The sequence below is a fragment of the Kitasatospora paranensis genome (assembly GCF_039544005.1).
Lineage (GTDB): Bacteria > Actinomycetota > Actinomycetes > Streptomycetales > Streptomycetaceae > Kitasatospora > Kitasatospora paranensis.
The window spans coordinates 6,641,587-6,654,064 of record NZ_BAABKV010000001.1; the positions used below are offsets into that span (position 1 = coordinate 6,641,587).

General features: G+C 75.5%; 16 protein-coding genes and 1 pseudogene. 14 read left to right on the forward strand and 3 right to left on the reverse strand.

The window, feature by feature from the left end; genetic code table 11:
* The first annotated feature begins 1 nt into the window (after nt 1).
* Together ABEB13_RS31555 and ABEB13_RS31560 are read left to right on the forward strand one after the other, a co-directional pair.
* Nucleotides 2-547 (forward strand): TetR/AcrR family transcriptional regulator, encoded by a 546-nt coding sequence (locus ABEB13_RS31555; RefSeq protein ID WP_345708196.1) that lies wholly within the window; start codon nt 2-4, stop codon nt 545-547.
* A gap of 27 nt (nt 548-574) precedes the next feature.
* The gene (locus tag ABEB13_RS31560) at nt 575-943 is read left to right on the forward strand and encodes a PH domain-containing protein (RefSeq protein ID WP_345708197.1); all 369 of its coding nucleotides are present in this window, start codon (nt 575-577) and stop codon (nt 941-943) included.
* 31 nt (nt 944-974) lie between these two features.
* Here ABEB13_RS31560 and ABEB13_RS31565 read toward each other — a convergent pair.
* The 3 genes and pseudogenes from ABEB13_RS31565 to ABEB13_RS31575 all read right to left on the reverse strand — a co-directional run bounded on the left by ABEB13_RS31565 (nt 975) and on the right by ABEB13_RS31575 (nt 3,434).
* Nucleotides 975-2,146, reverse strand: a pseudogene (locus ABEB13_RS31565) (MBL fold metallo-hydrolase).
* A 325-nt stretch (nt 2,147-2,471) separates the two neighbouring features.
* The gene (locus ABEB13_RS31570; RefSeq protein ID WP_198523969.1) at nt 2,472-2,924 is read right to left on the reverse strand and encodes a MaoC family dehydratase; all 453 of its coding nucleotides are present in this window, start codon (nt 2,922-2,924) and stop codon (nt 2,472-2,474) included.
* A gap of 93 nt (nt 2,925-3,017) precedes the next feature.
* On the reverse strand, nt 3,018-3,434 hold the full coding sequence (locus ABEB13_RS31575) for a pyridoxamine 5'-phosphate oxidase family protein (protein ID WP_345708198.1): 417 nt from the start codon (nt 3,432-3,434) through the stop codon (nt 3,018-3,020).
* 117 nt (nt 3,435-3,551) lie between these two features.
* Between ABEB13_RS31575 and ABEB13_RS31580 the strand changes: the two genes are divergently transcribed.
* The 12 genes from ABEB13_RS31580 to ABEB13_RS31635 all read left to right on the forward strand — a co-directional run bounded on the left by ABEB13_RS31580 (nt 3,552) and on the right by ABEB13_RS31635 (nt 12,434).
* Nucleotides 3,552-4,388, forward strand: a complete 837-nt coding sequence (locus ABEB13_RS31580; protein ID WP_345708199.1) for a hypothetical protein — start codon at nt 3,552-3,554, stop codon at nt 4,386-4,388.
* Between the two features lie 190 nt (nt 4,389-4,578).
* On the forward strand, nt 4,579-5,151 hold the full coding sequence (locus ABEB13_RS31585; protein WP_345708200.1) for a hypothetical protein: 573 nt from the start codon (nt 4,579-4,581) through the stop codon (nt 5,149-5,151).
* A 197-nt stretch (nt 5,152-5,348) separates the two neighbouring features.
* Nucleotides 5,349-6,077 carry a hypothetical protein gene (locus tag ABEB13_RS31590; protein WP_345708201.1) on the forward strand — a complete coding sequence of 243 codons (729 nt, stop codon included), beginning with the start codon at nt 5,349-5,351 and terminating at the stop codon, nt 6,075-6,077.
* A 58-nt stretch (nt 6,078-6,135) separates the two neighbouring features.
* Entirely contained in the window at nt 6,136-6,885 is a 750-nt protein-coding gene (locus tag ABEB13_RS31595; RefSeq protein WP_345708202.1) for an SAF domain-containing protein, read from the forward strand.
* On the forward strand, nt 6,885-7,904 hold the full coding sequence (locus ABEB13_RS31600) for a CpaE-like family protein (protein ID WP_345708203.1): 1,020 nt from the start codon (nt 6,885-6,887) through the stop codon (nt 7,902-7,904). Before ABEB13_RS31595 ends, ABEB13_RS31600 begins: the two co-directional genes overlap by 1 nt.
* Before the next feature lie 84 nt (nt 7,905-7,988).
* Complete coding sequence (locus ABEB13_RS31605) at nt 7,989-9,443, forward strand: TadA family conjugal transfer-associated ATPase (protein WP_345708204.1); 1,455 nt, start codon at nt 7,989-7,991, stop codon at nt 9,441-9,443.
* Nucleotides 9,443-10,399, forward strand: coding sequence for a type II secretion system F family protein (locus ABEB13_RS31610; protein WP_345708205.1), 957 nt, complete (start codon nt 9,443-9,445; stop codon nt 10,397-10,399). Before ABEB13_RS31605 ends, ABEB13_RS31610 begins: the two co-directional genes overlap by 1 nt.
* Entirely contained in the window at nt 10,396-11,280 is an 885-nt protein-coding gene (locus ABEB13_RS31615; RefSeq protein WP_100887660.1) for a type II secretion system F family protein, read from the forward strand. Before ABEB13_RS31610 ends, ABEB13_RS31615 begins: the two co-directional genes overlap by 4 nt.
* A gap of 32 nt (nt 11,281-11,312) precedes the next feature.
* Nucleotides 11,313-11,588: a hypothetical protein gene (locus ABEB13_RS31620; RefSeq protein ID WP_345708206.1), complete on the forward strand. Its 276-nt coding sequence runs from the start codon at nt 11,313-11,315 to the stop codon at nt 11,586-11,588.
* Nucleotides 11,585-11,848, forward strand: a complete 264-nt coding sequence (locus ABEB13_RS31625) for a TadE family protein (protein ID WP_345708207.1) — start codon at nt 11,585-11,587, stop codon at nt 11,846-11,848. The genes ABEB13_RS31620 and ABEB13_RS31625 overlap by 4 nt, the downstream gene beginning before the upstream one ends.
* The gene (locus ABEB13_RS31630) at nt 11,845-11,994 is read left to right on the forward strand and encodes a hypothetical protein (protein WP_345708208.1); all 150 of its coding nucleotides are present in this window, start codon (nt 11,845-11,847) and stop codon (nt 11,992-11,994) included. The genes ABEB13_RS31625 and ABEB13_RS31630 overlap by 4 nt, the downstream gene beginning before the upstream one ends.
* Nucleotides 11,991-12,434, forward strand: a complete 444-nt coding sequence (locus tag ABEB13_RS31635) for a TadE family protein (RefSeq protein ID WP_345708209.1) — start codon at nt 11,991-11,993, stop codon at nt 12,432-12,434. Before ABEB13_RS31630 ends, ABEB13_RS31635 begins: the two co-directional genes overlap by 4 nt.
* The last annotated feature ends 44 nt before the right edge of the window (nt 12,435-12,478 follow it).

Genomic DNA, 12,478 nt, shown 5'->3' on the forward strand with positions numbered 1-12,478 from the left:
CATGGGACGACCACGGGCCTTCGACGAGGACGACGCCGTCCGGGCGGCGGCCGGGCTGTTCGCGGCCCGCGGCTACGAGGGCACCTCGGTGGACGACCTGGTCGGCACCCTCGGTGTCCACCGGGGCAGCCTCTACAAGGTGTTCGGCAGCAAGCGCGGCCTCTACCTGGCCGCGCTCCGCCGTCACCTCGACGAGGACGTGCTGCCGCTCACCGCCGCGATCGCCGTCGCCGACGGCCTGCCCGCCGCGCTGGCGCAGGCCGCCGCGGCGTACGACAGCGCGCCGGCCGCCGGCCTGCTGCTGCTCGCCGCCGCCGAGCGGGCCGCCGCCGATCCGGACACCGCGGCCCTGGTGGACGAGGGCCTGACCGCTCTCGAACGCGCCCTCGCCGCTGTCCTGGCCGCCGACGGCGCCGCCGCCGCGCCGCCCGGCCTGGCCCAGGCGCTCGCCGCCACGGTGCTCGGCGTCCGGCTGCGCAGCCGGGCCGCCGGGGGCCGCCCGGGTGCCGAGGCCGTCCTCGCCCTGGCCGCCCACCTGCTCCGCTGACCCCACCACCACCCGAGGAGTCATCAGATGGCCCGACTGTCCGTCGCCGACGGCACCCTGATCGTCGAGGTCGAGGGCCTCGACAAGCTCTGGGCGCTCCGGAGCAGGCTGGAGATCCCGCTCGCCAACGTGCGCGGCGCCACCGCCGACCCCGGCATCGTCCACGAGTCCAAGGGCCTGCGCCTGGGCGGCACAAGCCTGCCCGGGGTGATCACCGCCGGCACGTTCCGCTCCGCCGGGGAGTGGGTGTTCTGGGACGTGCACAACCCCGCGGGGGCGATCGTCATCCAGCTCGCCGACGAGCGCTACAGCCGGCTCGTGATCGAGGTCGCGGACCCGCGGGCCGCGGTGGCCCTGGTCGAGGAGGCCATGCGGGCCGCCGGTGCGGCCTCCTGAGCCGTCGCCGGCCCGCGCCGGGCCGGCGGGCTCACACCGTGATGCCGTCGTCCTCCACCGAGGTGCGGCCGGCCTCGGCCGCCGGCACCGCCAGGCCGTCCGGGACGACCAGCTCCGGGCCCGGCGGCAGCGCCGCGGCCGCCCGCCACCACAGCGTCAGCGGCGGCGGATCGGCCGGTTCGAACGGTGTGCCGGGCCGCGGCACGGCGAGCCGGGCACCCAGGGCCTGGGCCGCCGTCACCGTCCGCTCCGCGGGCTCCTCCCACGGGTGGGGAGCGAGGTTGAAGGTGCACCAGTGGATCGGCAGCATCAGGCCGCCGGCCAGGTCCAGATGCGCCTGCACCCCCTCCTCCGGGGTCATGTGCACCTCGGGCCAGAAGTCGCTGTACGCGCCGATCTGCACCATCGTCGCGTCGAACGGCCCGAGCCGGTCGCCGATCTCGGTGAAGCCCGGGAAGTACCCGGTGTCCCCGCTGTGGAAGACCCGGTGCTCGGGCCCGGCCACCGACCAGGACGCCCACAGCAGGTACGGGCTGGTCCGCGGACCGCGGCTGCAGTAGTGCCGGGCCGGGGTCGCGGTCAGGGTCAGCCCGGCCACCTCCGCCGACTCCCACCAGTCGAGTTCGACCAGCCGCTCGGCGGGCACCCCCAGTGCTCCAGGTGCGCGCCCACGCCCAGCGGCACGGCGAACACCGCCTCGCTCGCCGCCAGCGCCCGGATCGTCGCCATGTCGAGGTGGTCGTAGTGGTCGTGCGACACCACGACCACGTCCACCGGGCCGAGGTCCGCCAGCGGCAGCGGCACCGGGTGCAGCCGCTTCGGCCCGATCCCCGGGAACGGCGAACAGCGCTCGCCCCACACCGGGTCGAACAGCACCCGGCGGCCGTCCAGTTCGGCCAGGACGGTGGCGTGGCCGAGCCAGGTCAGGCGCAGCCCGGACGCCGCCGGAGCGGCCAGTTCGGCGGGCCGCAGCCGGTGCAGCGGGACGGCCGCCGACGGCATCCGCCGGGTGCGGTCGCCCGTCAGCTGCGCCCGGGTCACCTCCAGCGGCGAACGCTCGTACACCAGGCGCCGGGTGGGCACCGGGTTCTGGAAGGCCCCGTCCCGGAACTGCGGAGACCGCCGGATCCGGGCCAGCCGGGCGCCGGTCGGCTCCGCCCCGAAGGCGTCGGTGCGCACCTTGTGCCAGGTGCCGCGGCGGATCCGTGCCTGCCGGTCCGGGTCGGACAGCGAGGTGGAGACCGTCGTACCGAACTGCGCGGCGAGCGCCGCCGCACGGGTGATCCAGGGGACGGAGCTGGGCACGGCACCTCCACGGTCGGGGACATCCGCACTGCGTCGGCCGGGGCCCGGCCCGCCGGGACGGCATGCCGGACGCGACGGTGGCGGCCCGCGGGGCCCGTCCCCGTTCGGCGGCCGTCGAACCGGACACTACCCGTCCTGGCCCGTGCCGGCCCGGTCGAAACATGATCGGGCGAGCCGTTCGGAGGAGGCCCCGCAGCGGGCCCGTCCGGGCCGCCGCGCCGGCTCAGGCGTAGAAGCGGGTGATCGTCTCGGCCACGCAGTGCGGCTTGGCACCGCCCTCGCTGGAGATCGTGAACCGGACGACGGCCTGGACCCCGCCCGGCACCTCGTCCGCGGACAGCAGTTCGGCGGTGGCCCGCACCGCGGTGCCCACCGGCAGCGGCGCCGGGAAGCGGACCTTGTCCGAGCCGTAGTTGAGCGCCATCGAGACGCCCTGGACGCCGTAGCACTCCTTGGCGAGCACCGGGATCAGCGACAGCGTCAGGTAGCCGTGCGCGATCGTGCCGCCGAAGGGGGTCTCCTTGGCGCGCGCCGGGTCGACGTGGATCCACTGGTGGTCGCCGGTGGCCTCGGCGAAGAGGTTCACCCGCTCCTGCTCGATGGTGTGCCACTCGCTGGTGCCGAGCTCGGTGCCGACCGCGGCGGTCAGGTCGGCCAGGGAGGCGAAGGTCGTCAAGGTGCGCTCCAGGTGGGGGAGGGGACTCCGGGCCCGTCCGGGCGCGGCAGCTCCGCCCGGAGGGGACAGTCGGAGAGTATGCCTACCCGTCGGTCACATGTCAGCGGGACCCGGGACGGCCCGCAGCCGCCGCCCGCCCACCAGCTCCGGAGTGAGCGTCACGTACACCGGCCGGGGCCCGCCCGGCCGCAGGCCGTCACCGGATCGCCCGGCGTGCGCCGGCTCCTCCCGGACGACCTCGGCGCGGCCGTGCACCAGGACGCTCCAGCCCGTCCGGGTCGCCGGGTCGAGCCGATCCGTCTGGAAGGCCGCCACCGTCCCGTCCAGCGCCCGCGCGGCGGCGCCGTCCGCCCGCAGCACCAGCCGCCCGTCCGCGGCCACCTCGAAGGCCACCGGCAGCACCGCCGGCAGCGCGTGCTCGGTGTACACCACCCGCCCCACGGGCACGGTGGCGAGCAGCCGGCGGCACTCGGCCTCGCTCAGCTCGTCCACGGGATCCTCGTACTCCATAGCACGATGCTGGTGCCGTGGGCCCGGTGCCGGTAGGGCCGATGGTCCCGGTCGGGCAGGGCTTCCGGCGGTAGCTTGTGGCCCGACGGCACAGGACGCGGAAGGGGGCGGTGCGGGGTGGGCGGCGGCATCGAACTGGTGGTCATCGGAGCGGACGGCGGACCGGAACGGGGGTACGCGGGCTCGGCCGAGGCCGGCGCGGGGGCCCGGCTGCTCGCCGAGGCCCTGCCCGGACGGACCTTCGACGCCGGCACACAGGGCTGCCGGGTCACCCTGGTGCCGCCGGACGCCGACGCCAACGCCATGCTCACCGCGCTCCGGCAGGCGGCCGGCAGACCGGCCCGCTGGCTGGTGGTCTGCCTGCTCGGCCAGCTCGTCGCGGACCCGCGCGGCAGACGGATCGCCCTGGTCACCGCCGGCTCCACGGCGGACAACGCGTACCGGCGCGGCCTGGCCTGGGACTGGGTGGTCAGCGCGATGGTCCACGGCGACCAGGAGGAGACCCTGCTGCTCGTCGACGTCGTGGCCGACCGGGAGACCTGGGCCGTCCTCGCCGACGAAGAGGCCGCCGGCGAGCTGATCGGCCATTCCCGGGTCCCGCTCTGGGGCCGGATCGCCCGCCACCGCACCGGCCGCCGCGGCCGGGACGCCGTCCGGCCCGGTGGCGAGGGCTCGTTCAGCCAGGTGCTGGGCCGGGTTCTCGACCACGGGGTGCCCGGCGCCCCCGCCGCGCTCGGCCCGCAGGAGCTGCACCCCGTCCTCGAGTACGAACTCGGGCGCCGCGAGGGCGCGGCGGCCGGCGAGGCCCGTTCCCTCGTCCCCGGCGACGGGGGAAGACTTCTGATGCGCAATCGGGCCGCGGTGCGGGGTGCATTGGCCGGATTGTCGCTTTCCGAAGAACTGTTGGCAGTTCTGTGGCGCGAAAACGCCCCAATCGATCCACCAAACGCGTAAGGTCGGACCGCCTTGGGTGTTGCCGTGCGGGGGCGGACGGGCTGAGAACGGATCCCTCCGTTGGTGATGACACGAAGGTACGGCGGACGACTTCTGCGACCATGGCCACGGACGGGGTCTGGCGCGATGAGGTGGGGCGATGCGGCAGCGCGGAAATGTGTTGCGCCCTGGGGCGGTTGGGGTCGGTGGGATGGCACTGCTGTTCCTGTTGACCGCCTGTGGCAGCAACGGGTCGGCGGGTTCTTCCGAGCGCCTCGGTACTCCTGTGACGGGAGTTCCCGGTGGGACCGCAGTCACTCCTTCGGGTGGTTCGGGTACCGCCACGACCGCACCGACCGAAGGCGCCGAAGGCGCCGTCGGACGTGACGTGATGAGGGTGTATCAGTCCTGGTGGGCCGCACAGACGGAGGCCTTCGGCCGATCCGATTCGGACGGATCCCAACTGCGGGTTTACTCCACCGGAACCGCTTTGAGCGAGGCCCTCGCCAACCTCCACCAACTGCACCAGGCGAAGCTCGTCATGACGGGCAGTCCGCGAACCGCGCCGGTCGTCCGATCGTTGGATCCCGCGGCGGATCCGCAGTCCGCGGTGGTCTCGGATTGCCTCGATGTGACGGATTGGCACCAGGCGGACGCCACGACCAAGACGCTAAAGGACCCCACGCAGCGGTTCACCCGCTACGTCGCGACCGTTTCACTGCGCAAGAACGGCAATCGCTGGTTGATCGTGGACTTCAAGCGTGAGGTGGGCCGCACATGTTGAAGACGGTCTTTCGGACGCTCCTCCTGATGGGATTGATCGTCGCCTCGGCGGCCCCGGCGTCGGCGCAGGACCCCGGCGCCGGAGGCAATCCCTGTGCCGTCCGGGATATCTGCGTGGTCGTCACGGAACCCGGATCCACGCCCGATCCCGGGAACGGGGGCGGGGGTTCGGGTGGCGGGGGCGACGGCGGGGTCCAGATGTGCAGCTGGAACGGTCAGCAGTGGCCGTGCTGGGACGACGACCTCGGGTGGTTCAGCACCGCAGACGGCTGCTACTACCGCGCCTCCGACCCGCAGCCGCCCGTCGGCGACCCCTCCTGGGACGGCCACGATCCGTCGCAGGGGGCGGTGTACGAGGTGAACTGCCGCGGAGCCGGAGGCGAGTTGACGCCGAAGCCGCCGATGTTCTTCGCCCAGCCGCCGGGTGGGCCGCCGCCGCCCGACCGCCCCTACGACCTGGGGATGAAGGCGCTCGGCAGGATCCACTTCGACGCGCCCGAACTGCACGCCGCCCCGGCGACCACCGCCGTGGTGGGGGCGCCGGTCTGGCTCTGGTACGCGGCGACGCCCACCACCTCGGGCACCCAGCGGGCCACCGCCCAGGGCCGCACCCTCAGCGTCACCGCGACCGCGACCCTGACCTCGGTGCACTGGGACACCGGTGACGGCTCCGGCGGCGCGGACTGCACCGGCCCGGGCAGCGCGTACCGGAAGGGCGACCCCGCCGACCGGCCGCCGTGCGGGCACACCTACCGTGCCGCCTCGGCCGGCCAGAAGGACCAGGCGTTCTACCTCACGGCGACCCTCACCTGGCACGTGGAGGCCGTCCGCTCGGACACCGGCAAGCGGGTGTTCACACTCGACTTCCCGGTCTCCAGCGACCAGCCGATGCCGCTCAAGGTCGCCGAGGTGCAGGCCCTCAACTGACCGCAGGTCAGCGACCGAACGACCCCGACGTGACGAAGCTCCAGAAAGGCCGTGGCCGGTGGACACCCGCAACTTCCCGACGCCGGGCGCCGGCACCGCAGCCCTCGCGCCCGACCCCGTCCGCCCCGCTCCGCACGTCCCCTCGCGGGCGATACGGGCTCGGCGGCGCCGGCCGGCCGTGCTGGCCATGGCGGTCGCCCTGATCGCGGCCGGCGGTCTCGGCGGTGCGGCGCTGTACACCAGCTCGGGGCAGCGGATCGCCGTACTGGCGGTCGCCCGCGACGTCCCGATGGGCCAGGCCCTCACCGCCGACGACCTGGTGGTCGCGCACATCGCGGGGGATCCGGCGCTGCGCCCGCTGGACGCCCGCGACCGGGCCCGCACCGTCGGCCTACGGGCCACCACCGACCTCAAGCGCGGCGCGCTGCTGCTGCGGGCCGACCTGACCAGCGACCCCGCGCTGCAGCCCGGCCAGCAGGTGGTGGGCCTGGCGGCGAAGCGGACCCAGCTGCCCGCCAGCCGGCTGCAGCCGGGCCTGCAGGTCCTGGTGGTGTCCACCCCGGACAGCAAGGCCGACGGCTCCGCGGCCGACCGCACGCCGGAGACGCTCACCGCCGTGGTGGTCACCGTGGGGCGGGTCGACACCGACGGCAGTCAGGTGGTCGACGTGTCCGTGCCGCCCGCCGACGGCCCGCGGCTGGCCGCCTGGGTCGCCACCGGCCGGTTCCAGGTGATCCTGGCGCCGCGCGCCGGCGGCGGTCCGACCGCCGCGGCGAGCCCGGCGCCGTCCGCGTCCGGAGGTGCCTGATGGCCGTCGTCGCGGTGGCCGGCGGCCCGGGCGCGCCCGGCGCCACCACGACCGCCCTCGCGCTGCTGCTCTGCTGGCCGCTGCGGCCCGGCCGCCGGGTGCTGCTGGCCGAGTGCGACCCGGACGGCGGGGCCGTGCTGGCCGGCGCCCTGGAGGGCCGGATCGACGCGGTGTACGGCCTGCGCAACCTGGCCGTTGCGGACCGGCGCGGCCTGCTCGCCCAGACCATCTGGGAGCAGCTCATCGACCTCTCCCCGGACGGTTCGGGCGAGCGGTTGCTGCTGCCCGGTCTGACCGACCCGGCGCAGGCGCCCGGACTGGCGTACACCTGGGAGCCGCTGGTGGAGGCCTTCCACGCCCTGGAGGCGCACGGCTACGACGTGCTCGTGGACCTCGGCCGCTCCGGTGCGGCCGGCCCCGGCGCGGTGCTCGCCCGGCGGGCCGACGCGGTGGCGGTCGTCACCCGGACGACGCTGCGCGGCCTGGCCGCGGCCCGGCCGCGGGTGGCCGCGCTCCGCGAGGACCTGGAGTCGGCGGGCACCGGCGCGGACGCGCTGTGCCTGCTGCCGGTCGCCGAGGGCCCGTACCCGCTCGCGGAGGCGGCGCGGGAGCTCGGTGTGGCCGGGCTCGGCCCGCTGCCGTACGCCCCGCGGACGGCCCGTGTGCTGTCGGACGGCGGGGACACCGCGGACCGCCGCTTCGTCCGATCCGAACTGATGCGCACCGCGCGCACCGCGGCGGACGGCCTCCAGCAGCTCGCGGCCCGCCGCAGGCAGCGCCTCGCCCCGCAGCCGGGCCTGCCGCAGCAGCCCGTCCAGCAGCCTGTCCAGCAGGCCGCGCCGGGGCCGGTGCTGGGGCCCGTCCAGAGCGGCCAGCCGTGGGGGCCCGCGCCCGATCCCTATCCGTCGGGCTTCCCTCAGCACATAGCGCCGCCGGCCGTCCCGCAGCCGCCGGCGCCCGCGCCGTTCCCGCAACCCCCGCAGCACGCCGGCCACGGGGAGGTGCTCCGTGCGCGGTAGTCCGCTCCACCAGGGGCCGTCCCCCTCGCGCCGCCGCAGCGGCCCGGCTCCGCCGACCCGGCCGCGCTGCCGTGGTCGGCGCCGGTGGCCACCGGCCCCGTCCGGTCGGGTGCCCCCGCCGCGGCGGCCGGCGTTCCCGCGCTCCAGCCGGTCGGGGTGAAACCGGCCGTCGACCCGCAGGTCGCGCGCGAGCTCAAGCGCCAGGTCGCGGCCGAACTGCACCAGCAGCTCTCCCGGTTGGAGGGCGCCGGGGACGTCGACCGGGCCACCCGGCGACAGCGCGGCCGGGCCCTGATCGAGGAGGCGGTGGCCCGCTGGTCCGACGCGTACGCGCAGACCCACGGCATCCCGCCCACCCGCGACCAGGACCGGGCGCTCTCCGAGGCCGTCTACGACCTGCTGTTCCGGGCCGGCCGGCTCCAGCCGTACCTGGACGACCCCCAGATCGAGAACATCCTGATCAACGGCTGCGACGACGTCTGGGTCTCGCGGGTCAACGAGCCGCTGCGGCAGGTCCCGCCGATCGCCGACAGCGACGCCGAACTCGTCGAGCTGCTGCAGGACCTGGCCCGCCAGCACGGCGGCGGCGAACGCAGCCTCTCCACCGCCAGCCCCACCCTGGCCCTGCGCCTGGAGGGCGGGATGCGCCTGCAGGCGCTGACGGAGGTCACCCCGCGCCCGTACGTCGCGATCCGCCGCCACCGGGTGGCCTCGGCGACGCTGCCGGACCTCGTCCGGCTGGGCACCCTCGACCCGACGCTGGCGGCCTTCCTGGCCGCGGCGATCCGGGCCAAGAAGAACGTCATGGTGACCGGGACGCAGGGCGTGGGCAAGACCAGCCTGCTGCGCGCGATGGCCGCCGAGATCCCGCCCGACGAGCGGGTCGGCACCCTGGAGACCGAGTTCGAGCTGTGGCTGCACACCCTGGGCCACCTGCGGCAGGTCGTTCCGATGGAGGCCCGCGAGGGCAACGGCGAACGCGTCGACGGCCGGGTGGCCGGCGAGCTGACCATCGGTGAACTCATCCCCGCCGCCCTGCGGATGACGCTGTCGCGGATCATCGTCGGCGAGGTCCGCTCGGCGGAGGTCGTCCCGATGCTGCGGGTGATGACCAACGGCGAGGGCGGCTCGATGTGCACCCTGCACGCGCGCGCCCCGCACATGGTCGTCGACCGGATCGCGGAACTCTGCCTGGAGTACGGCGCCCACATGACCGACAGCCTCGCCTACCGGCTCACCGCCAACGCCGTCGACTTCGTCGTGCACGTCACCATGGTCGACGAGACGGCCGTCGGCGGGCGGCGGCACCGCTTCGTCTCGCACGTCCTGGAGGTCACCGGCCTCGGCGAGAGCGGCCGCCCCGCGATGAACCAGGTGTTCGCCCCGCGCTCCGAGCAGGGCGAGCCGAGGGCCGTCCCGCACACCCCGCCGCAGTGCCTGGACGACCTGCGCCGGGCCGGCTTCGACGCCGGGCTCCTCCAGTCCCCGTACGGCAGTTGGGGTGCCCCGCTGGCGCTGCGGATCGGCGGTGCCCGCTGATGCTGCTCTACGTGCTCTGCGGCCTCGCCGTCACCGGCGGCCTGGTCGCCCTGGTGGTCGGGCTGGTCGGCACCCGCGCCGACCAGGGGCCCGCCACCGCACCCATGACCGGCCGCCTGCACGTCCTCTGGTACGGCGCGCCGGGCACGGCCTCGCCCTCGGTCGCCCGGATGCGCCGCATCCAGTCCGTGCTCGCGGCGGGCGGCGCCGCCGTCGCCTGGCTCTTCACCGGCATCCCGCTCACCGCGCTGCTCGTCCCGCTCGCCGTCTTCGGCCTGCCCTGGCTGTACGACGCGACCCGCTCCGACACCCGCCGGATCGAGCGGCTGGAGGCGCTCGCCGAGTGGACCCAGCGGCTCGCCGACGTCCTGCTCCTCGGCGTCGGCCTCAACCAGGCCATCATCACCAGCCGCCGCACCGCGCCGCCCGGCCTGGAGGCGGAGGTCGCCGACCTCGCCGCCCGGCTGCAGTCCCGCTGGCGGCCCGAGGACGCGCTGCGCGCGTTCGGCGACGAACTCGCCGACGCCACCGCGGACAAGGTGCTCGCCGCGCTGCTGCTGCGCTCCGGCGACAGCGGGCCCGGGCTGGCCCGGGCGCTCGCCGACATCGCCGACTCCGTCCGCGAGGAGGTCCGGCAGCGGCGCACCATCGAGGCCGACCGGGCCAAGCACCGCACCACCGTGCGCTGGCTGGTCGGCATCATCCTGGTGGTGATCGCCGCCGGGGCGCTCAACCCGCACTACACGGCGCCCTACGCGTCGTTCACCGGGCAGGCGGTGCTCGCCGTGGTGGCCGCGGCGTTCGTCGGCGTGATCGCCTGGATGCGGTCCCTCGCCGCACACAGCCCGCTGCCCCGCCTCCTGGAGCCGGACCGCCGCAGCAAGGCCGGCCGGATGCCCGGGGACGAGCCGGCCGAGCCGGACACCGAGCCGCAGCCCGTCAAGGAGGCCCGATGATCTCGCCCTGGGCCGTGCTGGCCGGCGGCGCCGCGGCCGGCGGCCTCGCCCTGCTGCTCGCCGAACTGCGCCCCGCCCCGCCCGACCTCGGCCAGGCGCTGGGGCGGCTGCACCGCACCCCCGACCCGCGGCCCGCCGACACCGGTGCCAGGCCCGCCTGGTACGACCGGATCGGTGCCGACTCGCTGCGGCTGCCCGGGGTGCGGATCCCGCACCGGCAGCTGGCCCTGATCGGGCGCAGCCCGGCCCGGTTCATGGCCCACAAGCTGATGTTCGCGCTGATCGGGCTGGTGCTGCCCGGCTACCTGACGGCGATGGCCGTGCTGGCCGGGGTCGGGCTGCCGGTGGCCGTGCCGCTGGTGGCGGGGCCGCTGCTGGCCGCGGTGCTGTGGCTCGTCCCGGACGGCATCGTGGCGGGGGAGGCGAAGGAGGCCCGCACCGAGTACCTGCACGGCATCGCCGGCTACCTGGAGCTGGTCGCCCTGGAACGGGCCGCCGACTGCGGCCCCGCGGAGGCGCTGCGGCGGGCCGCGGCGGTCGGCCGCGGCACGGTCTTCCGCCGGATCCGGGACGCCCTGGAACGGGCCGCCACCGACCGGCTGCCGCCCTGGGACGGCCTCGACGTGCTCGCCGAGGACCTGGGCCTGACCCCGCTCCAGGACCTGGCGGACATCATGCGGATCTCCGGCACCGACGGCGCCGCCGTGTACGACACCCTGCGGGCCCGCGCCCGGAGCCTGCGCGGCGAACTCCTGGCGGAGGAGCTCGCCCAGGCCAACACCGACAGCGAGCGGATGGTGGCGCCGGGCGCGGCGCTGACCCTGCTCATGACGGTGCTCATCGTCTTCCCCGCGCTGTACCAGATGCTCGACGTCAACTGACCCCCGACCGCCCCCGTCCTGGAGACCACACCATGACCGCGATCACGGCCCGACTCAGGCTCCTGCTGAGCGCACTGCTGTTCCCCGTCCTGCTGCCGGTGCACCTCGGCATGCCCTTCCTGCACGTCCGGCTCGGCCGGCTGCGGGCCGCCCGTGCCTCGGGCGACCGCGGTGCCATCAGCATCGAACTCGCGCTCGCCATCATCGTCATGGTGACCATCGCCGGTGCGGTGCTGGCCGCCGTGAAGCTCCTCGCGAGCAAGACCGAGGCGAAGATCCCGACCGATGTGCCGGACGCGGTGAAGTGATTCGTCGCCCGGGCCTGCCCGCCGTCCGCGACCGGGGTGCGGTGATCCTCTCCCTGGCCGTCCTGTTCCCGGTCGTGCTCACCGCGGTGATGCTGGTCGTCCAGGCGTCGCTGTGGTGGTACGCCGACCAGGTGGCGCTGACCGCCCTCCGGGAGGGCGTCGACGCCGGCCGGGTGCGGGGGCGTCGCCGGACGACGGGGACGCCCGGGTGCGGGAGTTCCTGGCCCGCTTCGGCCGGATCGCCGAACTCGAGAGCGTGAACCACGACGGATCCACCGCCGCCGTGCAGCAGATGACGGTGACCGTCCGTCCGCAGTCCGTCGTCCCGTTCTTCGACGCGCTGAGCATCACCGAGACGCTCAGCGCGCCGCGCGAGCGCTTCGTGGCGCCGGGCGGGCAGCCGTGACCCGGCGCCCGCCCGTGCGGCCGCCGGACAGCGGCAGCGTCCCGATCGAGGCCGCGCTGCTGCTGCCGGTGGTGCTCGCGTTCGTCCTGATCGTGGTGGCGGCCGGCCGGGTGCAGACCGCCGGGGCCGTCGTCGACGCGGCCGCCCGCGCCGGGGCCAGGGCCGCCTCGCTGGCCCGCACCGACGACGGCGCCGACCAGGCCGCGGCCGATGCCGTGCAGGACGTCCTGGGCCGCCGCGGCGTGCACTGCGCGCAGGACCCGAACCAGCCGATCAGCCGCGGGACCTTGCAGACCGGCGGGGGCGAACTCGCCACCGTGACCGTGCGGGTGCGCTGCGCGGTGCCGCTGCGCGACCTGCTGGGTGTGGGCGGGCTCCAGGGGGACAAGACCATGACGGGGGAGTTCACGTCCGTCGTCGACCGGTACCGGGGCGACTGACCGCGGACCGCAGGAGGGGGACGATGACCGAGGACCGCAGACCG

What these genes read in the sequence shown, in the direction of transcription:
- ABEB13_RS31555 (WP_345708196.1), top strand. Translation starts at nt 2, where the DNA reads ATGGGACGACCACGGGCCTTCGACGAGGACGACGCCGTCCGGGCGGCG.
- ABEB13_RS31560 (WP_345708197.1), top strand. Translation starts at nt 575, where the DNA reads ATGGCCCGACTGTCCGTCGCCGACGGCACCCTGATCGTCGAGGTCGAG.
- ABEB13_RS31575 (WP_345708198.1), bottom strand. Translation starts at nt 3,434, where the DNA reads ATGGAGTACGAGGATCCCGTGGACGAGCTGAGCGAGGCCGAGTGCCGC.
- ABEB13_RS31585 (WP_345708200.1), top strand. Translation starts at nt 4,579, where the DNA reads ATGGCACTGCTGTTCCTGTTGACCGCCTGTGGCAGCAACGGGTCGGCG.
- ABEB13_RS31590 (WP_345708201.1), top strand. Translation starts at nt 5,349, where the DNA reads ATGTGCAGCTGGAACGGTCAGCAGTGGCCGTGCTGGGACGACGACCTC.
- ABEB13_RS31600 (WP_345708203.1), top strand. Translation starts at nt 6,885, where the DNA reads ATGGCCGTCGTCGCGGTGGCCGGCGGCCCGGGCGCGCCCGGCGCCACC.
- ABEB13_RS31610 (WP_345708205.1), top strand. Translation starts at nt 9,443, where the DNA reads ATGCTGCTCTACGTGCTCTGCGGCCTCGCCGTCACCGGCGGCCTGGTC.
- ABEB13_RS31615 (WP_100887660.1), top strand. Translation starts at nt 10,396, where the DNA reads ATGATCTCGCCCTGGGCCGTGCTGGCCGGCGGCGCCGCGGCCGGCGGC.
- ABEB13_RS31620 (WP_345708206.1), top strand. Translation starts at nt 11,313, where the DNA reads ATGACCGCGATCACGGCCCGACTCAGGCTCCTGCTGAGCGCACTGCTG.